Below are 22,347 nucleotides of genomic sequence, written 5' to 3'. Positions count from 1 at the left end.
CTTTCCCCTTCTCCCAGCCGGGAGACATTACGGGAAAATTCCCACTTTGGCTGGTCCAGTTTCCAGGGATCAGGTCATCAGGTATAGAGGCGGTCCTCTGAAGCTGAGAGCCGCATGCACTACAAGGTCAATGAAAAGCACCGCCACAGGATTCCAAAGGCTCGCTACCGCGTGCAGAACTGGCAGGACTGCGCCAGCGGGGCGATCTGACAATGTGGGTAACACCCGCGGCGATGGCCGCGTGGAAGCCACCCTACAGCGGCCGCCGTGGCCGACCGCAGCGATCCTCCGCGATTGCGATCGAGACGGGCTTGATGCTGCGGCTGGCGTTTGGCCGGCCGTGGCGCCAGACCGAAGGCATGCTGGCCTCGATCCTGCGTCTGCTCGGCTTGGATCTGCCGGTGCCCGATCACACCACCTTCTCGCGCCGCAGAGCGAACCTGACTGTCGCTAAGGCATTGAGCACCGCATGTGAACCGGCGAACGTGGTGATCGACGCCACCGGCCCAAAGGTGTTCGGCGCCGGCGAATGGCAGCGTGAGAAGCACGGCGGCCAAGGCTATCGGACGTGGCGCAAGCTCCACCTGGCCATTGATTCTGATACCGGCGAGATCCCCGCCTCAGAGCTGACGACCACCGAGTACGGTACTGTCAACTTGACGCTTGATCGGCGCAACTGCCGCACGAGCAGCCCTCAAGCCAGTCCAAATCAGCCGCCGAGGGTAGCACCAGTCGCATCGCGCCAGGAACTGAAAGCGCGATCGCGGGCCACACGGTACTCGCTGGCGGAAAGACGATGACGGCGAAGTTGGAAGTGGTTGTGGATCGAAGAATGAGTGGCGAGAAATTGCTGGGCCTGCTGGGCTGACTTGAACCGCCGCATGTGGCGTTCGCGCCGTCGGATGGGGTGGTGCGACACCTCACAGCGATTGTTCAGGTATCGGCTTTGCCGATGTTCCACGCCCGGCAGGATCTCGCGCTCGGCGGCCCCGTAAGATCCGAGTTTGTCGGTCACGATTACCCTCGGCACGTAGCACAAGCCCTTCAACAGCTTGCGAAAGAAGCGCTTGGCAGCCTTCTTATTGCGCCGGTTCTGGACCAGCACATCGAGCACGTTCCCGCGCTGATCAATGGCTCGCCAGAGATAGTGCAGTTTGCCTCGAATGCGGACGAATACCTCATCCTAGAACCATTTGTCGCCGGGCTATGGCCGGCGACGCTTGAGGGTCTTGGCATAGATCCGTCTGAAGCGCAGGCTACATTCGCGGATGGTCTCATAGCTGACCACCACGCCTCGCGCCGCAAGGATCAGTTCGACTTCACGCAGGCTGAGGCTGAAGCAGTGGTAGAGCCAAACCGCCTGATTGATGACTTCGGCCGGAAAAACGGAAGCCGCGGTACCGATTGGACGTCGTGCTCATGTTCAAGACCGTGCCACAGACGCCGGTTTCTGCCAACTTCATAGTACCAGAAAGACTCATCGGAAGCGTATATTGTCACGGCTGAGTTGATCGATTGAGGTGCAGCCCATAAGCTTCATATCGCGCACGAGCTCTGTGCGCATCAGCTCAAGCGCACGTTCTACTCCACCCTGACCGGCAGCCGCCAACGGGAAAAGATAATACCGACCGAGGCCCACGGCCTTAGCCCCAAGCGAAAGCGCCTTGAGGACGTGACTACCGCGCTGCACCCCACCATCCATAAGGACGTCGATGCGGTCGCCGACGGCATCAACGACTTCCGCAAGCTGTTCAAAGGCGGTGCGGGAGCCGTCGAGTTGCCGACCACCATGATTAGAAAGTACAATCCCGGTGCACCCGATCTCGACCGCTCGCTTGGCGTCTTCTACCGACATCACTCCCTTGAGGCAGAACTGACCGTTCCATTCTTCGACCATCTGAGCGACATCCTGCCATGACAGCGACGGATCAAGCATGTCGGTAAAGTAGCGGCTTATTGACATGGCGCCACGGCCCATATCCACATGACCGTCGAGCTGTGGCAGCATGAACGGCTCGTGCGTCAAATAGCTGAACGCCCAGGCTGGGCGGATGGCAAACTGCGTAACCCCCGCGAGATTGAGCTTGAACGGGATCGAAAAGCCGGTGCGCTTGTCACGCTCTCGGTTGCCGCCCGTGATGCTGTCGACGGTCAGCATCATCACCTCGACACCAGCCTTTTTGGCCCGTGTCATCATCTCCCGGTTAAGGTCGCGATCTTTGTGGAAATAGAATTGATAAGCCTGAGGCGTAGAGCTGATCCGGCGCGCCTCCTCAAGGCTTGTTGTGCCCAGTGAAGATACGCCGAACATCGTACCGAAACGTGCCGCTGCGGCGGCGACGGCTCGTTCACCCTGATGATGGAACAGCCGCTGAAGGGCGGTTGGCGAGCAATAAACCGGCATTGCCAGCTTCTGGCCCATGACGGTGACTGAAAGATTGACCTCGGTTACACCGCGCAGCACGTTCGGGACGAGGTCGCAAGTGTCGAATGCGGCCGTGTTGCGGTGGTAGGTGACTTCGTCATCGGCCGCGCCGTCAATGTAGTTGAAGATCGGACCCGGCAGGCGCTTCTTGGCCAGTCGCCGGAAATCATGAAAATTGATGCAATCCTTAAGACGCACAGCGCTCGACCTCTGTTGCTTTGAACGACGACACCATAGCCGCGCCGCAGGAAATCGTGGACTGAAAACTGTCGAGTGCCAAATGTCGGTTAGGCGTGGCGAGTTGCGACGAAGGCGCCAAGCATAACCAGGCTCGAAGTTCCTGCCCGGGCGGATTACGGTGCCATGGCCTTATGACAGGCGCCGGGGAGATCAGGCCCGCCGTCGGTAGACCGCCAGATACCCAGGCACGATTGTCTCAAGGGCTTTGGCTTCAACCCCGATATTGGCGAGTGTTGGCTCGGAGCCGCTGACCACTTTGTCAGTCCTCAGCAGCCGGACCTGATCGCGCGTGAGGGGCGCTTTGGGAAACGATTGCAGCAGCCCGCCTAACAGCTCAGCCGCCCAGAATGGCACGGGCACCAGCAGCGGTTGGACGCTGACGGTCGCGCAGACAAACTCCAGCAGCTCTTTGAAGGTGGAAACCCGCGGGCCTCCGAACTCATAGGTCGTCCCACGGTTGACTGGGCTCGCCAGAATGGCGGCGAATCCTGCCACCACGTCCGCAACATAGACGGGCTGAAACCTCGTCCGTCCGCGGCCGATCAGCGGCAGCGCCGGTAGCCGGCACGCCAGCGTGGCAAAGCCGTTGAAGAAGTGATCGTCTGGGCCAAAGACCAGGCTGGGCCGGATGATTGTTGCCTCGGGAAACGCGGCACGCACCGCCGCTTCTCCGGCCGCTTTGGACCGATCCGCCTGGGCTGGTGCCGTGCGGCTGGCCCCGAGCGCCGACATATGGACGAGTTGCCTCACACCCAAGCGTCTGGCGGTGGCCGCAACCCGGTGAGCGCCATCTTCATGGATGGCCGTGAAGGTTTGCCGGTGCGCCTGCGAGAGAATGCCGACTAGATTGATCACCGTGTCGGCTCCCTGGATCGCCGCCTCGACAGCCGCATCATCGAGAATGTTGGCCGCGACATACTGGATCCGAGCCAGCCTCGGAGGCTCTGCCGTTGTGAGCGGATGGCGCGCCGCGATCCGTACGGACGCTCCCCCCCTGGCGAGACGCTCAACCAGATGCCGTCCGATAAAGCCCGACCCACCGAAGACTGTGACGTACTGCATCGCTGTCGTCGTGTCCCGCCAAACCCAGCGCAAGTCTGTTAGGCCTCAGGTCTGAGCGGCCGAGCCATGCACCCGCTGTTGGTGAGGTTCCTCTGCGACTTCAATACCATATTATCTGTTCGAAGGTCAGTTCATAACAGAGTCTGTGTGAAAACGCTCACGGGCCACTTCGTGGAGCAATTCTATGCCTTATGAAACTCAGTAGACCGGCTAATCCCCGGCGCAGCCGCATGAACTTGGACAAATAGTTTGCTGCGATCCGCTTGGATTGAGCTCTCAAACGGGCTGGACCTGTAAGCGGTGGCCTGGGAGCTCCTTGATCCTGCAAATGAGGATCTCGGCAATTTGCATCTCTCCTTATGCACCCATGCTCATCCGCGTGGAACCCCACAGAAGTCAAAGGCGATATCTTCGGACCTGCCGAAGGAAAGTCCTGAGTACCTGTCCCACGGCCCTATCCCTATCACCGACACTCGTTGCCTGTGCAGGATCTGTTGGATGCAGCAGGATCCCTATTGCACGCGGAGAAGGATGTTCGAGCACGGCTGTGAGTAGGGCAGGTGGGGATCTCTCTCATTACACTGCAGCCGTCTCCGCAGCGTCCCTGCCATCCCGGGCAGGGGGCTCAGGCGCGCTTGGTACCAAGGCTGGGCACCCCTGCCTCTCGGCCGCGGTCTTGCGGATCTGCTGCGTCGCGAGCTGCAATGGCGTGACGCTCGGATGCACCGCCAAGGTGAGCCAGAAGATCCGTGGGCAGCGGGAAGATAATGGTCGACGAGCGCTCGCTCGCAATATCGTGCAGAGCCGCAAAATAGCGGAGCTGCATCGCCTGTGGCTCAGCCGCGAGCAATCTACCCGCCTCCACGAGCTTCTCGGCTGCCTGCTGCTCGCCTTCGGCATTGATCACCTTCGCCCGCCGCAGGCGCTCCGCTTCCGCCTGCTTGGCGATGGCGCGGATCATGTTCTCGTTGAGATCGATATGCTTGATCTCAACATTCGCTACCTTGATCCCCCACGCATCCGTCTGCTGGTCAAGGATCTGCTGAATGTCGGCGTTGAGCCGGTCGCGTTCGGCCAGCATCTCGTCAAGCTCGTGCTTGCCCAGCACCGAGCGCAGCGTGGTCTGCGCCAGCTGGCTGGTCGCGGCCATGTAGTTCTCGACCTTGATGATGGCCCGTTCGGGATCGACAATGCGGAAGTAGATGACGGCATTGACCTTCACCGAGACGTTGTCCCGTGAGATCACATCCTGGGGCGGCACATCCTGGACGATGACCCGCAGATCGACCCGAACCATCTGCTGCACGAACGGGATCAGGATGATCAGTCCAGGACCCTTCACGGCGGTGAAGCGGCCAAGGGTGAACACGATGCCACGCTCATATTCCCGTAGTATCCGGATGGCCGCGGCCAGGAAGGCCACGATGAGCAGCACCAGAACCAGGTAGGCGATGTAGTCGAAGATCATGGCTGTTCTCCCGGACTTGCTGCCAATTCGGGCATGCGCCGCACCTCAAGCATCAGTCCGTCGATGCCGGTAATCCGGACATGCTCGCCGAGCGCCAGAGCCTGGGGAGCTTGCGCCTGCCAGCGCTCCCCGAAGGCGAGCACGTGCCCCTCCTGGCCCGACCAGTCGAGCACCTCTGCCGGCTGGCCGAGCATGGCGGGAGCACCCGTCCGGACAGGCTGACCACGCATCCGCCACACATAGCCGAGCGTCAGGGACAAGAGGCCGATGCTGGCCAGCATGGCTCCACCAATGACCGTCCAGGAGAGCTGGAATTCCGGCGCATCGGTGTCGATCAGCATCAACGCTCCGAGCAGGAACGCCACGAGCCCTCCCGTTCCGAGCACCACGGTCGGGTTGAACGCCTCCGCGACCAGGAAGGCGAGCCCAAGCAGCATCAGCGCAAGCCCGGTGTAGTCCACCGGCAGCATGTTCAGGGCATACAAGCCGAGAACGAGGCAGATGGCGCCGATTACGCCAGGCGCGACCGCACCGGGATTGCTGAATTCGAAGATGAGGCCGTAGACGCCCACAATCATCAGGATAAAGGCCACATTCGGGTTCGTGATCACCCCAAGCAGCCGGATGAGCCAACGCGGCTCCTCCGACCTGATCGTGAGATCCTTGGTGGCCAGGGGTCGGCGCTCGCCCTTGACCTCGACTTCCCGTCCGTCGAGGCGGGCGAGGAGTTCCTCAGGGGTGGTGGCGACGAGGTCGATGACGCCCTTGTCCAATGCCGCCAGGGACGAGAGGCTCGCCGCCTCCCGCACAGCTTGTTCTGCCCAGTCCGCATTGCGGTGCCGGAGTTCAGCCAGGCTACGGATGAAGGCAACCGCATCGTTGGTCACCTTCGCCGTCATGGCATCGCCAGAACCCAGCGCCGGCCGATCACCGCCTTCCTTGTTCTTCTCAGGCTCCTGGGGGGCGGGTGCAAGCGGGCTGCCGATCTGCACCGGGGTCGCAGCGCCCAGGTTGGTGCCCGGCGCCATGGCGGCCACATGGGTGGCATACAGGATGTAGGTGCCAGCACTGGCTGCATGCGCGCCGGCGGGGGCTACGAAGCCGATGACCGGCACGGGCGAGGCCAGCACGTCCGCGATGATCTCACGCATGCTGGTGGCCAGTCCGCCGGGTGTGTTGAGGCGCAGGATGACCGCCTCCACGTGCTGCGGATTGGCGGCCAGAAGGGTATCCTTGACGTACTGGGCCGTGGCAGGCCCGATGGCTCCGGTGACCGTGATTGAGGTCACGTGCCGATCCGCACCAGGTTTGAGCTCAGTCGCCGAAGCGCCCACTGCTGTCGATGCCATCAACACGATGACGGCGGCCATCATTCGGATGAGACGCTTCCGGAACACGTACCAGTCTCCGCGACTGAAGGTCCAGGGCCCCTTCCGTCCACTATAGCATCAAACGGTCTCACGGGCCATCAAGCCATGCGGAATGTCAGTCCTCCAAGCACAGACGTGGCGGGCCTGATGACGGGAGCGGCGGAGTTTTCCTGCGGCCCATACGAGTCTGAGCCGCGGCCAATCGCAACACCCACCTACTCCGCCAAGGGCCTGCAGCGGTTTCCCTCGATCATCTCGGCTGTCAGGAACCAAGCGTGAAGGATTGATCTGCGAGGGTCGTCGGATGGTGCTATCATCCCTTTTGAGACCCTAACCAGGACGCGCCTTCAGCGCTGACCAGAGTGTCCGAACGCCGTCCAGAGTGGAGGGAGGGACACCATGCGGCCGAAGAGCAATCAGAACACGCTCCATCATCTGCGCCCCACCATCACGGCGCCGGTCTTTCCAAGCACCTCGACCGAGTTCATCAACGTCATGGCGCATTACCATCGCGCCGAGATCGCCCGCATGGCGGGCTGGCGCGACCGGATCGACCGCACCACCAACTGGGCTATCACTGTCGTGGCGGCTATGCTGTCGGTCTCGCTCTCGACGCCGACCGCCCACCATGGCGTGCTGCTCTTCGCCATGGTCCTCGTTCTGCTGCTGCTGGTGATCGAGGCGCGCCGCTACCGCTTCTTTGACGTCTACCGCAACCGCGTCCGCCGCATGGAGCGCAACTACTATGCCCAGATCTTTGCTCCTGAGGAGGGAACGACGGATGACTGGATCCACAAGCTGGGGGATGATCTCAGGCGTCCCTTGTTTCTGACCAGCCACAGCCAGGCTATCTCCCGCCGCATGCGGCGCAACTACTGCTGGCTGTTCCTGATCCTGCTGGTTGCCTGGCTGGTGAAGACCACCTTCATCCGAATGCAGGAAAGTGCCGTCGAAACCCGTCTGGTCGGCACGGTCGGAGAGTGGGTGCGTAATGCCGCCATCGGCCCGGTGCCGGGCTGGGTTGTGATCCTTGCGGTCACGCTCTTCTATGGCTGGATCCTGACTACCTCGCTACGCCGGCTGAACGGGGAGGGCGAACTGGCCTTCGGCAATGTCCATGTGTGACAGGTCTGACCCTATAGGATTATCGTTACCCCGGTGGCGTGAAGGCTCTTACCCAGACCTGCGTTTCTGTGGCATGAAGAATCGATCCGCATGCAAAGGACATCGGTTCGTTCAGGCTGCCGTCTCAGTCCGATTTGGGTGCTCGTCGTCATGCATCACCGGCGGGCCAAGCTCGGAAAACCGGAAGAGCCGGAAGGCACGGTCGCCATTGACGTCAAGAACCCGCAGGTCATCATTGTCGCGGGCATCGTTCAGAACGACCTGGAAGTGACCGCCATAGCGCGCCGCCACCGTCTCGAGCGGCAGCTCGTAGGCGATGAACTTGCTGACCCCGTGCTCCTTCAGGCCGCGCAACAGGCCAGCGTCGGACAAGGACGGGTACGACGTCAGGATCACAATCGGTCCACTACCGGCAAACACCATAGCTGCTTTCATCGTGCTTCTCCTTAGCTTGGCAACCCCCTGTCAGGCCCATGCCCGCCTTCTGCCACCCGAGCCAAGCGATCAAGCGCGACCGCTGAAGGATCCGTGCTGGGCCTGGGGGTTGAGCCGAGCAAACTCGGCCCCGTTCACATGAACCAGCGTCGCATGGTCTCCACCCTCAAAGTACAGCTCGCGCTGCTGGTCGATGCTGGTGTCGATGATTACATCCAGCCCATAGCAGGCGCCCACCGCCGGAACCGCGCCGAACGCACAGTCGCGGAAGACGTCCGCGGCTTCCGGCTCAGTGGCCAACTGAACCTCATGCCCGAGCTCCGTCCTGAGGTCGGACAGCCGGAGATGATGTGAGGCGGGGAGAACGGCGAGTTTGTAGCGGCCCCCATCGTTGAGCACGACAGCTTTGGCCAGCCTGTCACCCGGGATGTGACCCGCGTGAGCGGAGCCGAGGGCCGACAGGGTCGGTTCATGCGGCACAAGCTCGTACCGGATCCCTTGCTCGTCCATGTACTTTTGAAGTGTGGGTGCGATGGTCATGACGGGCCTCCAATGGGGCAAGGAGCTCCCTGCGTCACGGGGCATGTCTTGGTCGACCGGCGCCGCGTGGCGCGGCTGCTTGGCATCTGCGTAGTATACACCCCTGCGTCGCCGGCGACAAACGAACTGCTGGTCTGGTGATCCGACACGGTGGCGAACTGGATCACCTCAGCCTAGTGCGCCATCAGGAGCGGAACAGTGGTGTTGGGCAGAATGTGGCTGGTCGCCCCGCCGAAAATGAACTGCCGCAATCGGCTCTGGGTGTAGGCGCCTTTGACGAGCAGATCGCACCCAAGCGATACTGCCGCTCACAGAATGGCCTCGCCGGCATGTCCATGTGGGTTCGGGACCGTCCGTGTTTCCGCCGGCAAGCCGTTGTGTGCGAGGGTGCGGCTGAGATCCTGGGGGGAGGGGCCGGACACACCCCGGTCTTCGAAGTCGATCACCACGATCCGCTGCGCCCGGGCCAGGAGTGGCATCGCCAGGGCTACCGTACGGGCCGTCTCCGTGCTGCGGTTCCAGGCAATCACCACGGTTGTGCCAAGCGTGGCAGGCGGGGTCGGGGGCACGAGCAGAACCGGCCGGCCGCTTTCGAACAGCGCCGCTTCGACCGTGGGCGGACGCGGCTCATTGGGCTCATCGCTCGGGCGGCGCCGGCAAGGCACTTTTCGTGATGAGCGGCGCTGGTGGGCGGAGCCAACTTTGCGATGTGCTTGTACAATACGGCGGCTGAGGTCTTCCGGCTCAGCAACCAGTCTCTGAGGAGGCACCATGGCTATCGTGCGGCACATTTTGGACAAGAAGGGCCAACTCGTATGGACGGTCAGGCCTGATGACACAGTCTTTGCGGCCATCGAAGAAATGGCCCGCAAGGACGTGGGCGCTCTCGTCGTTGTCGAGAACGGTGATCCCATCGGCATCTTCACAGAACGCCACTATGCCAGGGACGTGTTCCTGAAAGGCCGATCATCGCCGACAACGGTGGTCAGGGACGTCATGCGAACCGGCTTTGCTTATGTCACGCCGGATCGGACCGTCGAAGAATGCATGGCGATTATGACAGCCGAGCGCGTGAGGCACCTTCCCGTCATGGACGATGGTAATCTGGTTGGGCTGGTCTCAATCGGAGATCTGGTCAAGAGCATGATTGAAGACAGGGAGTTTGTGATCGATCAACTCACAAACTACATCACGGGAACCAGGTGATCCGCGAGGATGAACCGTCTCGTGTCAAGCCTTCAGAGCGGGGCAGGGTAAAGGTTCATGATAGCTCCGTCCGCTCAGGACGTGGTCTGCAAGAGCGCTAAGATCGCTGCTCGGACTTGGGATGGCGCGGCTGCTGCATCGATCCGCTGCCAGGTCATCTCGCCGGAGCCGCACCGGATCTGAGTCGCAAGCACTTGAGCCGTTGCATCCGACGGATCGTTTCGGCGCTCCTCAACCCAGCGCAGAAGGGTTGCTTCCGGTGCGTCGAGCCAGAATCCGCGGAACGGAAAGCCTGAGGTCTTGGCCAAGGCTTCGATCGCCTGACGTTCAGCAGCCCGGTCAAAAACAGCATCCGCAACGACAGCAGTGCCCGCTCCGAGAACGTCCGCAGCGTCCCGACGGAGAGCGGCGTAGACCTTCTGGGAGATATACGGCCGGTAGGCCGCCTGTGGCAAGCGCACTTCTACAGGTAATCCGAACATGCGCTTGCGAATACGATCCGTGTTGAGGACGCGAGCTCCAGGTGGCACACCGATGCATGGCGCGACGAGAGAGGCCATCGTCGACTTGCCGGTTCCGCTGAAGCCGCCAAAGGCAACAAGCATCGGGTCGACGCGCTTCAGGAGATCAGCCGCGAGATCGAAATAGGCCCACGCTTCCGTGTGAAGAGGTTCTTGTGCCTCAGGCGATGCATCATTGGCTTGAGCGGCGGTCACGTGCGTGCGCACAGCGGCCCGGATCGCCATAAAGAAGGAAACCAGCGCAAGCCCATCCGCCTCGTCGCATGCGTCAAGGTAGCGGTTGTAAACGAGGTTCGCGAACTCGCGCTGATCTCGATGCCATAGATCCATCAGCAGGGAAGCAAGGTCGTAAAGAACATCGATGGTTGCGAGCGCTTCGTTGAACTCAAGGCAGTCGAACAGGGTCGGTACATCGTCGATCAGGCAGATGTTGCGCAGGATCAGGTCACCGTGGCAGCGCCGGACCTTTCCAGCGCGCCGGCGCTGTTCCAGGCGTTCCGCGTGCCGGCCGAGCGCCTGTCGGAACAGATCCGCGAACTCGCCCGCAGCCTCCGCGCTGACCAGCGATGTCCCTCTGAGCCCCCGGTCGTCGATGTCGAGAACGGCGGCGATGCCGGCAGAGCCGCCATGGGTAAAGCTGACGGGAGCGTCCCGGTGCAGTTTGGCGACATGACGAGCCAGCTCTGTCATGATCCGGGGTGTCAGGGTACCCTTCCGAGCCATGGTGTCGAGGAGATCGTCCTGTGCGAACCGTCGCATCTCAACGACTGCATCGACCAGCGGGCCCGTCCCGCTGAGGCTTAAGCTGCCGTCGCTCTCGCGCGTGATGGGCTGGACGCCAAGGTACAGATGCGGGGTGGTGCGACGGTTGAGCTCCACCTCGACCTGGCAGCAGGCAAGCCGTTTCTCCGGCGTCGAGAAGTCGAGGTAGGGGTATTGCACCGCGCGCTTCAGTTTGCACGCGCGATCACCAGCGAGAAAGATCAGGGAGGCATGCGTCGAGATAAGCTCGACCTCTGTGCCCTGCGCGGTGAGACGATCCCTGAGGAAGGCGATCACGTCGCTTTGGTCGCCGACGAGCATGACACCATTTTCCCTGAGGTTTCGATGAGGGACCTCCGCCAGGATATGGGGTTTGCTCAGGATGCCAACAACGATAGACTCTGGGGCGCAATGCCAATGCACCCAGTGACGGTGCCGCTCTTGGCCATGACCCTGTTCATGCTCGCGGCAAATGTGCCGAACGAAGGTGAGGAGCGTGGCCGCATCTTGATCAAAGCGAATTGTTCAGGTTGCCATGCGGTCGGGCGAGCCGACGTCAGTCCGATGCCGGATGCACCGCCACTGCGCGAGGTGCATCAACGCTATCCGGTTGAACACCTTGCCGAGGCGCTCGCCGAGGGCCTCACGACAGGTCACCAGGGCAAGCCAGCGTTCCGGTTTGATGCACGGGAGGTCAATGATATTATCGAGTATCTGAAATCGCTCGAAAGGTGACGAATCCGGGAGCTGAGCTTTTGGTGAGGACAGGTAAAGCAGCGAGGGATTGATTGGGCATGAGGAGCCAAGGGGAACAATGATGACCTCCGATGCTGCGTCGTGTCATCGCCTGCTGTGCAGGCCAGATTGCCAGGATCCTGTTCCGGCCTTCGTCTGTGGCCATCGCACTCCTCAGGGGCGGTCCCGGCTGTCGAGGCGTTTACTCCGCCAAGCCTGCTCCAATGACTTGATCATACCTGGAGCGGTGGAACGTTGGCTTTTGACGCCGCAGGAGGAAAGCCATGACACCAGACCTTTGTGAGGCGTTCCGGCGGAACTTGGATGGATCCTGGACCTGCACCAAGCCAAGCGCACTGACGGTCGGCGGTGGGCAAGCGCTCACCGTTGAGACCGACCAGACAATTAGCCCTGGAGAACTCCTCGGGGGCTATGACCTTGCCGCCTATCTGGAGCAGACCTGCGCCCGCGGCGACACCGCCGGGTGAGGGCTCCCACTGGGCTATTGCAAGGAGTGCCCCATGCCGCGTCCCGTCATCCTGATCACCGGATCGAGTGGCTTCCTGGGGCAGGCCATGGCTGCGCGCCTGGTGCGGCATTACCGGGTGGTCGGCCTCGATACCGTCCAGCCGAAGAGGCCGTCGGAAGACGTCGAGACCGTTCTGGTCGATTTGACGTCGGACGAGAGCGTTCGTGAGGCCTTGGTAGAGTTATGCCGTCGCTACGGCTCCTGCATTGCCTCGGTGATCCATCTGGCGGCGTACTACGACCTCTCCGGTGAGACCGATCCCAAGTACCAGAGCGTGACGGTGGAGGGCACCCGCCGCCTTCTGCAAGGCCTGCAGCGTGAGTTCGACCGGGTCGAGCAATTCGTCTTGGCCAGCACGATGCTCGTTCATGCCCCCACGCAGCCAGGGCGGCCGATTACCGAGGAGTGGCCGCTTGAGCCCAAGTGGGCCTACCCGCAGTCGAAGGTCGAGACGGAGCAACTGGTTTTGGCCGAGCACGGCCCAATTCCTGTTGTGACCCTGCGACCGGCCGGCGTCTACGACGAGCGCTGCCGCTCTGCTTTCCTGGCCCAGCAGATCGCCCGCATCTACGAGCGCCAGCCCACGGGCTATCTGTTCGCCGGGGATCCTGAGCATGGTCAGCCCTCGCTGCACCTCGACGACCTCGTCGATGCTGTGGAGCGCGTGGTGGACCGGCGTGACAAACTGCCGGGCGAGGTCACCTTTCTCCTCGGGGAGACCGAGACGCCAAGCTATGAAATCCTGCAGCGGCGCATCGGCGAACTCGTGCATGGCGAGCCCTGGCCGGTGGTGACACTGCCCAAGCCTCTGGTCGAGGCCGGTGCCTGGGTGCAGGAGGAGGTGCTGGCGCACGACCCCTTCATCCGGCCTTGGATGGTCGATATTGCAGACGACCACTATGAGCTCGACATCAGCCGCGCCCGCACGCTTCTGGGCTGGTTACCGCGCCATTCCCTGCTGGCGACGCTGCCCGCCATGATCACAGCCCTCAGAGCCGACCCGACCGACTGGTACGCGGACAACAAGCTCAATCCGGCCGTGGTCGCGGGTGCGGAGGAGGAGCTGCGGGAGGTGGTCGAGCGGCAACCATCCGCCGATCACCCCGCGGTGCGGGCCGTCGACACCACTCTCGCGCAGGAGCACGGGGACACGCTCTGGGCGCACCTCGCCAACATCGCGCTCGGTCTGTGGCTATTGGTGAGCCCGGTCGCCTATGGCCTCTTCGACCCGGTCGGTCCCGTGCCGCCGCCCCCGGCGGCTGGACACGAACTCCTGCCACCTGAACTGCGCAACGCATGGCTCGCTTGGAGCGAGATGGCGAGCGGTCTTGCCATAATCGCGCTGTCGTGCCTTGCTCTCGCCCGCCCCCGTTCCTGGGTGTCGTGGGCGGTGGCTCTTGTGGGTGTCTGGCTGCTGGTCGCCCCGCTGGTGTTCTGGACAACGAGCGCGGCAGCCTATGCGGTCGATACGCTGATCGGCACGCTGGTGATCGTGTTTGCCGTTATGGTGCCGCCGCAGCCCGGCCTCAGCCGTGAGGCGCTGGCCTCGCCAGCGGACGTGCCGCTCGGCTGGTCGTACTCGCCCTCATCCTACGTGCAACGGGTGCCCATCGTGGCGCTGGCCTTTGTTGGCCTGTTCGTCTCGCGCTATCTGGGCGCCTTCCAGCTCGGGCACATCGACAGCCTGTGGGATCCGTTCTTCTCCGGCCATGGCGGCGGGCGCAACGGCACCGAGGCGGTTGTCACGTCAAGCGTGTCCAAGGCCTTTCCCGTCGCCGACGCCGGTCTGGGGGCAGTCACCTACATCCTCGACATTCTGACTGGCATCATCGGCGACCAGCGCCGCTGGCGCACCATGCCATGGCTGGTGCTGCTGTTTGGGCTCCTCATCGTGCCGCTCGGGGCAGTCAGCGTCGGCTTCATCATCATTCAGCCGACGATCATTGGCGCGCTGTGCACCCTCTGCCTCGTCCAGGCGGCGATCACGGTGCTGCTGATTCCCTACTCGGTCGACGAGGTGTTCGCGACGGCGCAGTACCTGTGGCAGAGCAAGCGCGTCGGTCGTTCTCTCTGGCGCACGCTGATCTTCGGTGGCCCAGTGCTATCGGAGCAGCGCGATCCGGTGCAGGGCTTGAACATGCCCATCGGCCAGATTGCCTGGGAGTTTCTCAGGGGTGGCGTCACCTATCCCTGGACACTTGTCGGCTGCACATTGATCGGTGCCTACCTGCTCTGCACACGCATGCTCCTTGGCGTCGAGCCGCCATTGTACTTCAGCGATCACACCGCAGGCTGCGTGGCGATTGTCATTGCCGTCACGGCGTGGGCCGAGGTGGCGCGGCCGGTGCGGCTTCTGAACGTGCCACTTGGATTGTGGGTCGCGGCCTCGCCGTTCCTGCTCGACGGCGGTACTACTGTTGCCTTGGTCGCCGATCTCATCGCGGGCCTTGCCCTGGCCGGGCTGAGCCTGCCGCGCGGGGCTCGCAGCCAGGAGCACTATGGCGGATGGGACCAGTACATCCTGTAGCCGAGCTGGACGGTTGGCGGACAGGGTCTTCCTACCGGCTGACCATCATTCAGAACCTGTTCGAGATTACCATCGGCCAGGATGGCTGGAACTGTAGTACGGAGAGCGATAGCTATCGGTCGCCGTCCGGGTGCTGACAGGAGTGAAGCCATGGTCATAGGACCAGCCCCCCGGTGGGTGCGGTAGACCGAGCTGGCGGCATAGCCTTGGCTGCACTGTCGGTTATCCCGCAATGGCGACGAACCGATTCTGATCCTCACGCTCCAGGCGCAGGAAAACCGGCCGCTTCTGGCCCTGGCCTGCCGGGGCCGTTGCTGGCGCGGCCCTGAGGGCTTACCATCGTAGCATCGGAAGACCTTGCGGAAGGCAGATCATCGGTCAGTGATTGTTCCTGCTCCTCAACGCAATGCTTCGTCGTGATCGCAACGACGGCGAGCATCCTCTGCTTCACGATGGCCGTAAAATCGCTGGGGACCTGCTGCCCCGATGCCGGTGGTGCGATAAATGCCAGAGGGGCTAAAACTCTAGCTAGAAACGCAAAGGAGAGCAGAAGACAAAGACAGGTCGCCATGCGGTGAGACTGCAACCGCTGGCATGAGGCAGCCCCGGCTGACCAAAGCAGGTGGCTTCCTAAGCGTCAGCCGTGGCAGTGGTGTCCGGCAGGCGAACATGGCTCGGGTCTCCAACCCAATGCATCGCAACTCCTTGCCCTGCCTAAGGGTTAATCCTGAGCCTATAAACCGGACACCGTGTTATGGCACAGGCAGTGGATCATCGGGGAAACTGGCTACTCGCTGCTCTGGAGCCCGAGGATCTGGCCTACCTCAAGCCACACCTCGAGATCGCTATCCTACCTCGAGGGACGATCCTTTACGAAGCCGGCGATCCGATCCGCTACACCTACTTCCCGCATGATGCCATCGTGGGGCTGATCAACGTCATGGAGGAGGGCCAGTTCGTGGAGGTGGCGTCCTTCGGGCGCGAGGGGCTGTTCGGCCTGATCAGCGCCATTGTCTCCCGCGAGGCCTTCGGGCGCTACAAGGTGCAGGTGCCCGGCACCGCCTCGCGGATCGCCATCGACCGGATGCAGGAGGCCATGCAGGTCTGTCCCAAGTTGCGGCGGCTGGTGCTCGGTTACTCTGAGGCGCTGCTGGCCCAAACCTTTCAGACCGTCTCCTGCAATGCGATCCACACGGTGGAAGCCCGTTGCTGCAACTGGTTACTAAGCACCCGCGATCGGGTGGATGGCAGCCTCCTGCCCCTGACCCACTCTGACTTGGCGGAGTTTTTGGGAGTGCAGCGCTCCACGGTCAGCACCACCCTCCGGACGTTTCAGACGCAGGGGCTAATTACGCAGCAGCGTGGCGGCATCATCATCGCGGACTGTGCAGGTCTCGAAGAGATCGCGTGTGAGTGCTACGGCAAAATCCGCCAGACCTTCGCACGATTGCTGCCCGTGCCACGCTCATGGCGTGACTCGTGAGGGGAGGAAGCGGAGAGCACTTCTGATTACTGCTCTGCCAGCCTCTACGAGCAAGGGCGAACCTCGGCAGTCCTGACCGGGGTTGAGGCAGGCGCGCACCGTGGCGCCCGAGAAGACGTTGCAGGAACAGCTCTTGGTCTGGCCCTCTCAGCGTACGACGAGGACTGGGATCTTCGAGTGGGAGAGCACCTTCATGGTCTCACTTCCCAGAAGGAGTGCCGAGATCCCGCCGCGACCGTGCGATGCCATCACGATCACGTCGCAGCGCTGGTTCTCCGCGGTGCGGATGATCGCCTGGTAGGGCGCATCGTCCTCCAGGTGAACCGTCGTGGCCTCGACGCCGGCGCTTCGCGCAATCGCCGCGGCCTCGGAAAGGGTTCGTCCCGCCTGTCTCTGCATATGCTCCTTGAACGAGGCTGATGTCTCCTCGAGTTGCTCAGCCTCCATCGCAAAGACATGGAAGCGCTCGGAGACTGTCAGCAGCACGACTGTCGCGCCAAGCGCCTTTGCCAGGTTGGTGCCATGATCGACGGCACGGGCGGCCAGGGATGAGCCATCGGTTGCAATCAGAACGCTCTTGTACATGCAGGCCTCCCTCGTTGATGAAAGAAACACTCTTGTGCCAGCCAAAGGTGCATTGTGCGCGTCACCAATGTTGAAGTCGAGCCAATCACGACCGCTCAGCGCGTGCACGACGATCCTGCTTGTACCTGCGAGCACTCCTCAGGCATTTGAGCGCCACAAGCCTAGAGGGCTTCGCCTCGTATGCAGCAGCGACAATGGTTGATCTCCCGGGCAGGGATACTTGCTCTGTCGTCAGATCAATGGGCCATCAGCACAGGTACAGTCATGGTCTGGATGATCCTGCGGGTCGTACCGCCAAGCACGATCTCCCGCAGCCGCGAATGGCCATAGCCGCCCATCACGATCAGATCGGCCTTCACTTCAGCTGCATGGCACAGCAGCATGCTGGCAACACTCCCCCGGTCAGTCACCAGGCTTGCCCCATGAGTCTCAATGCCGTGGCGGGCCAGATGGCGCACCAGGTGACTGCTGTGCCTCTCCCGGTCCCGGCCGTGAGTGCCGACCGTCACGACCTCGACCCGCTCGGCTATGACGAGCAGAGGCAGGGCATCAGCAACAGCCCGGGCTGCGGGGCGGCCTTCGTCCCATGCGATAAGGACGGTCCTGGGCTGTAACGGTCCTTGGTGGGAGGGGACGATCACCACCGGCCGCCCCGACCGGAACAGAACCGCTTCGATGAGGTCAGCTGTTTCTGTTCCGGCAGGGTCAGGTTGCTGGAGCACGGTGCCATCGAAGTAGCGAGCCAGCCGGCTGACCTCACCGCTGCTATCGCCCAGGGAGAGATCCGGCATCACCGTCTCTACAGAGACACCCTCCTGCTTTGCTCTCTCGGCGAAAGCATCTAGAGCGGCCCTTGCGGTGTTCTCCACGTCCTCGCGCATGTGATCGAGCAGATCGCTCGGTAGTTCCGAGCGGAAGAAGGCAGACAGGCTCGGAGCGGCTCCGGACGTCGTGACCGTCAGTGCCGCGCCATTGAGCCGAGTGAGATCCAAGGCATAGCGCTCACTGGCCTCCGTATTGTTGCCGATGACGAGCAGCAGGTTTCTGAACGGCATCTCCGCCTCCTCTGTTCAAGGCGCGGCATAGGTGCGTCATGCGGGCACCAGCTTATATGCAGTGATAGCACAGCCGAGCACGTGGCCTATCGGTGGCTACCATCAGGCGGTTATCTTGCTGCAATTATGAGGAGAGGCCGGGTCGCTCTGTTAACCGTGAGCCTGCACCTGACAGCGACGATAACGAACACTCTTCTCCTGCCCATCGTCACACCGTAACCTGACGGCAGCTGGAGCAACCAGCGGCACCGTTGGGAAGGCTGATAGCTGATGAGCACCGCCGGCGTCTTTCTGCTTGCCCCCTCCCTGGCGCGTCTGATCGAGAAGGAGAGGGGAGGCCACCGCATCCGGCAGGGCTCCTTCCCGGATTGCCCAGACCGGGCCACTCATGTGCAGGTCGAAGGGGCGACGGGTCAGCTCATCTTGGTCGCCAATCACCCGAACAGCCCTGTCGAGTAGGTCACGGCCATTCCCCGCTCTCACGCTGAGGCACTGCTGGAGCTAACTGCCGGACGGGGGAGTACCTGAGTGTCGGCCTGACCGTCGGCACCTCAACGATCATCATCCGCCGCCTCCACACATCGGGACCGCTGGATCTGATCACGGTCACGTTCGAGCGGGGCAAGCAGGCTCGTAAGTTCCAGCCGCTGGCTTGGTATGGCCCCGAGGCTACGGGAGACCCTGCTTACCAGGACCGCACCATGGCTCTGGCCGGAGCAGACGACGAGCAGGCTCTGAATGATCTCAACCTCGAGGACAGCGTTATCCGGGATCTGGCCCGTTCCTTAAACCGTGGCCGCCGTTGACCGGTGAGACGATCGTGGTGGCGTAAGCCGCGCAAGAATGCTTGGTACAGGCGCTCGTTTCTTTGCGCCGCCAGGTAGCCGATCCGGCTCGGCTTGTCGCTCGATCGGGCCGAATGGTGCGTCGCGCTGATCAGTGCTCCGGCCAGGAACGCAAGGGCTGTCCGCCGCCTCATTCGGTTACCTCGCTCCGAGGCAGGACATCGATCTTACCTCCATCCGGCCAAGGTGGCGAGGACGGTTTGATAAAGACCGGCCCGCGAAACTTCACCTACGAACCTGGAATGTCTAAGGCCTGTTAGCGCTTGAACTCATTGCGTCTGAGGGCGTTTAGCTCGTCCTGATCTGAGGAGGGGCCATGCTGACGGACGCGCAATGGGCGATGCTGGAGCCTCTGGTGGAACAGTGCCGTCCGAAGGGCAAAACCCCACGGAACGATCTGCGCCGGACGGTGAGCGCGATCCTGTGGCGGCATGAGAATGGTGCCAAGTGGCGTGCTGTGCCCGCTGAACTAGGCCCGTGGTGGCGTGCGGCCCAGACCTTCATTCGCTGGGCTCGCCTGGGTGTCTGGGAACGCTTGCTGAACCTGGTTCGGGAGGGCGGCATCCAACTCGGAATGACCTTCCTCGACGGCACAAACGTGCGCGCTCATCAGAAGGCCGCCGGAGCTCACTGAGAAGGGGCTCTCAAGCTCAACGAGACCATCGTCAGGCGCTTGGCCGCCTCATCCTGAGCCTGCCGAAGGACACGTGGCGGCTATGGCACCAAGGCTTGCGTGATCGCCGACGCTCTCGGACGCGCCATCGCGTTCCGGATCGCGCCCGGCCAGGCGCACGAGTTGCCTGACGCTATTCCGCTGCTCGACAGCCTACCGGGTGTGCCCACCTGGGTGGTGGCGGATCGCGGCTATTCCAGTCACAGCTTCCGCGAGCACATCTGGAGCATCGGTGCGAAGCCCGCGATCCCGGCCAAATCCAATGAGGCGCCGGTCGCCTGTCCGGACTGGATCTATAACAACCGCAATGTGGTCGAGCAGCTCTGGGCCAGGCTGAAGGAGTGGCGGGCTATTGCCATACGCTACGAGAAGACTGCCTCATCCTTCATGGGCGTGCTCTGCCTCGCCGCAGCAATCGACTGGATCAAGTACTAACAGGCCGTAGTATTGGCACGTTCCGGAAGTACGCCGAATTGCTGTAAAGGCCCTACGAGCGGACCTTCATTTGATCCGCTCTACGTTACACTTTGACCCGATGCGGACCTATGTCGCGTCCGGCGAGCACCTGTTGTTTACGCCGGGCACTGATGTGGCCATTATGCGTTGGTTGAACATGACGGATGCCCCCAAGCTTGTCTCTGTTCAGTCCAACGATCCTCCTGGGGTTGTCGCCTCAGCTGCCTATGCCGAGGGGGAGCGCATGGCCGAGGTTCCGATTGCGGAAGCTGGCGAGTGGTCGCGCAAGCCAGGGCATTTCGTCTGGATCGGCCTACACGAACCTAGCCTCGAGCTCTTGCGCCAAGTTCAAGCGGAGTTCGGCCTGCACGACCTTGCCATTGAGGATGCGCTCAAAGCCCACCAGCGGCCAAAGGTCGAGCAGTATGGAGATGCTTTGTTCGTCGTCGCGCGGACGGCCCAAATGGTGGACGGGCGCACGGCATTCGGCGAGACCCACCTGTTCGTGGGGCATGGCTACGTCGTCTCCGTCCGTCACGGCGCCTCGACGACCTACACCCCAGTGCGCGAGCGCTGCGAGGCTGCGCCCAAGGCGCTCTCGGACGGCGAGGACTTCATCCTGTACGCAATTCTCGACTTCATCGTCGACAACTACATGCCTGTGATCGAGACCATCCAGGCAGAGGTGGAGGAGATCGAGGACTGCATCCTGGACGAGACGTCCACCCAGTCTCACGTCCGCCGACTGTACCAGCTCCGCCGGGATCTGCTGCGCCTGCGCAATGCTGCCGTCCCCCTGGTAGAGGTGTGCCGGCGGCTTGAGCAACCGGGTCTGCCAGGCATCGACGCCGCGATGCAGCCCTTGTTCCGTGACGTCTCCGACCACATCCGCCGGGTGCAGGAGGAGATCGAGTCCCTGCGCGAGGTGCTGGCGTTCGCGATTGAGGCCAGCCTGATGGCCGGGCAGGCGCAGCAGACCGAGATCACGCGTAGGCTTGCGGCTTGGGCGGCTATCCTTGCCGTGCCGACAGCAGTGGCTGGGATCTATGGGATGAACTTTGAGGCCATGCCTGAGCTGTAATGTAAGTACGGCTACGCTGTTGTCCTGCTGGTGATTGCATCGGTGTGCGGCTGGCTGTACTGGCGCTTTCGCCAGAACCACTGGCTTTAGCCAACCTCATCCTTCAGTCCGTGCAGGTGAGCCCCGACGGCTGATAGCCGTGCTGGTCCACGGCTCGGGTTTGGAACCGCGCCTGCAAGGCGTCTTTTCAATGATACTTCCAGATCCGGGGAGGCAAACAATGGGCAAAGGCAGTGAGAAGCATCGTACCAACGCGAAAGAGAACAAGCTGCGCGAGAAGGCCAAGTTGCTAGTCAGCGAAGGCGAGAAGCTGACAGGCGAGCTTGTGAGGTACGATCCTCGCCATAAGAAGGCGACTTGATTGAGAACCGAAACAGAATTGGTAGCTGTTTCGGCAGGCTGTGCGAGAGGGGCTTCTCCCCGGCGGGCCGTAAGCGGAAGATTACCCGCGAGGCGCAAGCTGCCACGCTACGAGGAGCAACCCCCTATCCGGTGACGTCGGTCTCCGGCCGGTCCCGCCCCTGGGAAACTTCCTCATGCCAATCGCCTGCTTCATCCTGGAACTCGATGTCCTCGGTCGCGCCCGGCAGCATCTGTCCAGCGGCGGCCCGCTCCGCAGCCTCGCGCGCTTCGTCATGGGTGGCGTAGCGTTCCGAGAAGACGTCTTCGACCTTGTAGGCCCATCCGCCCTCGTGCTCCACAATCCTGTAGTGAACATTGGCCATCGGTATTCTCCCATTAGGCTCTGTATAAACAAACAATATCCTTGGAGCGCTACAGAGGCTAGGCCAAAGGTCTGAAACAATTGAAGGACTGCTCCTAGCACTCCCCGGACAGAACGGCTTAGTCAGCTTAGCTGGTCAAAGGAGCCCTTCCTGGATTGGTGGGATTTCACGTGGTTTGATCAGAGAGGAACCTTCACATGACCCATCGGATCGCGGCATCGCCTGGATCTCTCTTTTGCATCGTTGAACCGCACAGGCACCAATGAGGTTGTCTCAGATGGAGGCAAGGCGCTGGCTGTGTGTTCAACTCATGAGCGAGGCAGAGCATGACAAATGTTCGCGAGGCGCTGCTGAGAACGATATGGCATGGTCAGGACCCTTTCCTGAACTATCCCAGCCGGCTGTATCGGCAGGATCATCAAGGGTGGGCATCGAGCCACCCTTACTTGTCCGACGCGATCGAAGCGCTCCGGCCATCCGTGGTGGTTGAAGTGGGCGT

Annotated in this window: 20 protein-coding genes and 4 pseudogenes; 12 read left to right on the top strand and 12 right to left on the bottom strand. The window is 62.2% G+C overall.

What is annotated here, in order from left to right; translation table 11 throughout:
• Positions 1-114: 114 nt before the first annotated feature.
• Positions 115-659: pseudogene (locus tag IC232_RS28865) on the top strand (IS5 family transposase); the annotation flags it as partial.
• 50 nt (positions 660-709) lie between these two features.
• On the opposite strand, the pseudogene IC232_RS28860 reads toward IC232_RS28865, so the two are convergent.
• The 5 genes and pseudogenes from IC232_RS28860 to IC232_RS28840 form a co-directional block, all read right to left on the bottom strand.
• Positions 710-1,421 (bottom strand): annotated as a pseudogene (locus tag IC232_RS28860) (IS6 family transposase).
• 56 nt (positions 1,422-1,477) lie between these two features.
• Positions 1,478-2,623 (bottom strand): alpha-hydroxy acid oxidase, encoded by a 1,146-nt coding sequence (locus IC232_RS28855; RefSeq protein ID WP_190848392.1) that lies wholly within the window; start codon positions 2,621-2,623, stop codon positions 1,478-1,480.
• Positions 2,624-2,815: 192 nt separating this feature from the next.
• A complete protein-coding gene (locus IC232_RS28850) occupies positions 2,816-3,727 on the bottom strand; it encodes a complex I NDUFA9 subunit family protein (protein ID WP_190848391.1) in 912 nt (303 codons plus the stop codon).
• 625 nt (positions 3,728-4,352) lie between these two features.
• On the bottom strand, positions 4,353-5,195 hold the full coding sequence (locus IC232_RS28845; RefSeq protein ID WP_190848390.1) for a slipin family protein: 843 nt from the start codon (positions 5,193-5,195) through the stop codon (positions 4,353-4,355).
• Positions 5,192-6,568, bottom strand: coding sequence for an NfeD family protein (locus tag IC232_RS28840; RefSeq protein ID WP_190848394.1), 1,377 nt, complete (start codon positions 6,566-6,568; stop codon positions 5,192-5,194). The genes IC232_RS28845 and IC232_RS28840 overlap by 4 nt, the downstream gene beginning before the upstream one ends.
• A gap of 396 nt (positions 6,569-6,964) precedes the next feature.
• Here IC232_RS28840 and IC232_RS28835 point away from each other — a divergent pair, with 396 nt between their 5' ends.
• Complete coding sequence (locus IC232_RS28835) at positions 6,965-7,690, top strand: DUF2270 domain-containing protein (RefSeq protein ID WP_190848389.1); 726 nt, start codon at positions 6,965-6,967, stop codon at positions 7,688-7,690.
• A gap of 111 nt (positions 7,691-7,801) precedes the next feature.
• Here the strand turns inward: IC232_RS28835 and IC232_RS28830 are convergent, their stop codons facing one another.
• The 3 genes from IC232_RS28830 to IC232_RS28820 all read right to left on the bottom strand — a co-directional run bounded on the left by IC232_RS28830 (position 7,802) and on the right by IC232_RS28820 (position 9,330).
• Positions 7,802-8,125, bottom strand: a complete 324-nt coding sequence (locus IC232_RS28830) for a hypothetical protein (protein WP_190848388.1) — start codon at positions 8,123-8,125, stop codon at positions 7,802-7,804.
• 69 nt (positions 8,126-8,194) lie between these two features.
• Positions 8,195-8,665: an aminoacyl-tRNA deacylase gene (locus IC232_RS28825; RefSeq protein ID WP_190848387.1), complete on the bottom strand. Its 471-nt coding sequence runs from the start codon at positions 8,663-8,665 to the stop codon at positions 8,195-8,197.
• Positions 8,666-8,973: 308 nt separating this feature from the next.
• Positions 8,974-9,330, bottom strand: a complete 357-nt coding sequence (locus IC232_RS28820) for a hypothetical protein (RefSeq protein ID WP_190848386.1) — start codon at positions 9,328-9,330, stop codon at positions 8,974-8,976.
• 106 nt (positions 9,331-9,436) lie between these two features.
• On the opposite strand from IC232_RS28820, the gene IC232_RS28815 reads away from it, so the two are divergent.
• A complete protein-coding gene (locus tag IC232_RS28815; RefSeq protein WP_190848385.1) occupies positions 9,437-9,871 on the top strand; it encodes a CBS domain-containing protein in 435 nt (144 codons plus the stop codon).
• Positions 9,872-9,945: 74 nt separating this feature from the next.
• Here the strand turns inward: IC232_RS28815 and IC232_RS28810 are convergent, their stop codons facing one another.
• The gene (locus IC232_RS28810; RefSeq protein ID WP_409564984.1) at positions 9,946-11,334 is read right to left on the bottom strand and encodes an AAA family ATPase; all 1,389 of its coding nucleotides are present in this window, start codon (positions 11,332-11,334) and stop codon (positions 9,946-9,948) included.
• Here IC232_RS28810 and IC232_RS32685 point away from each other — a divergent pair.
• The 4 genes from IC232_RS32685 (at position 11,329) to IC232_RS28790 (ending at position 16,428) form a co-directional block, all read left to right on the top strand.
• Positions 11,329-11,889 carry a c-type cytochrome gene (locus IC232_RS32685; protein WP_246812471.1) on the top strand — a complete coding sequence of 187 codons (561 nt, stop codon included), beginning with the start codon at positions 11,329-11,331 and terminating at the stop codon, positions 11,887-11,889. The two genes, IC232_RS28810 and IC232_RS32685, sit on opposite strands and share 6 nt — an antisense overlap.
• Positions 11,890-12,173: 284 nt before the next feature.
• A complete protein-coding gene (locus IC232_RS28800) occupies positions 12,174-12,377 on the top strand; it encodes a hypothetical protein (RefSeq protein ID WP_190848383.1) in 204 nt (67 codons plus the stop codon).
• Between the two features lie 33 nt (positions 12,378-12,410).
• Positions 12,411-14,945 carry an NAD-dependent epimerase/dehydratase family protein gene (locus IC232_RS28795; RefSeq protein WP_190848382.1) on the top strand — a complete coding sequence of 845 codons (2,535 nt, stop codon included), beginning with the start codon at positions 12,411-12,413 and terminating at the stop codon, positions 14,943-14,945.
• A gap of 754 nt (positions 14,946-15,699) precedes the next feature.
• The gene (locus tag IC232_RS28790; protein ID WP_190848381.1) at positions 15,700-16,428 is read left to right on the top strand and encodes a Crp/Fnr family transcriptional regulator; all 729 of its coding nucleotides are present in this window, start codon (positions 15,700-15,702) and stop codon (positions 16,426-16,428) included.
• A 147-nt stretch (positions 16,429-16,575) separates the two neighbouring features.
• On the opposite strand, the gene IC232_RS28785 is transcribed toward IC232_RS28790, so the two are convergent.
• Complete coding sequence (locus tag IC232_RS28785; protein WP_190848380.1) at positions 16,576-17,013, bottom strand: universal stress protein; 438 nt, start codon at positions 17,011-17,013, stop codon at positions 16,576-16,578.
• Between the two features lie 236 nt (positions 17,014-17,249).
• Entirely contained in the window at positions 17,250-18,068 is an 819-nt protein-coding gene (locus tag IC232_RS28780) for a universal stress protein (protein WP_190848379.1), read from the bottom strand.
• A gap of 270 nt (positions 18,069-18,338) precedes the next feature.
• On the opposite strand from IC232_RS28780, the gene IC232_RS32680 reads away from it, so the two are divergent.
• The 5 genes and pseudogenes from IC232_RS32680 (at position 18,339) to IC232_RS28760 (ending at position 21,484) form a co-directional block, all read left to right on the top strand.
• Positions 18,339-18,527, top strand: coding sequence for a hypothetical protein (locus IC232_RS32680; RefSeq protein WP_246812470.1), 189 nt, complete (start codon positions 18,339-18,341; stop codon positions 18,525-18,527).
• Positions 18,528-19,229: 702 nt separating this feature from the next.
• Entirely contained in the window at positions 19,230-19,547 is a 318-nt protein-coding gene (locus IC232_RS33485) for a transposase (RefSeq protein ID WP_409564983.1), read from the top strand.
• Positions 19,548-19,619: 72 nt separating this feature from the next.
• A pseudogene (locus IC232_RS33480) lies at positions 19,620-20,021 on the top strand (IS5 family transposase); the annotation flags it as partial.
• Between the two features lie 178 nt (positions 20,022-20,199).
• Positions 20,200-21,213: pseudogene (locus IC232_RS28765) on the top strand (magnesium and cobalt transport protein CorA).
• 130 nt (positions 21,214-21,343) lie between these two features.
• On the top strand, positions 21,344-21,484 hold the full coding sequence (locus IC232_RS28760; RefSeq protein ID WP_190848378.1) for a hypothetical protein: 141 nt from the start codon (positions 21,344-21,346) through the stop codon (positions 21,482-21,484).
• 124 nt (positions 21,485-21,608) lie between these two features.
• Here IC232_RS28760 and IC232_RS28755 read toward each other — a convergent pair whose 3' ends face one another.
• Positions 21,609-21,848 carry a hypothetical protein gene (locus IC232_RS28755; protein ID WP_190848377.1) on the bottom strand — a complete coding sequence of 80 codons (240 nt, stop codon included), beginning with the start codon at positions 21,846-21,848 and terminating at the stop codon, positions 21,609-21,611.
• Positions 21,849-22,347: the final 499 nt, after the last annotated feature.

The sequence above is a fragment of the Microvirga sp. genome (assembly GCF_014699075.1).
Classification (GTDB): domain Bacteria; phylum Pseudomonadota; class Alphaproteobacteria; order Rhizobiales; family Beijerinckiaceae; genus Microvirga.
Note: the sequence above shows the minus strand (reverse complement) of the source record. Positions and strands in the feature narration are given on the sequence as shown.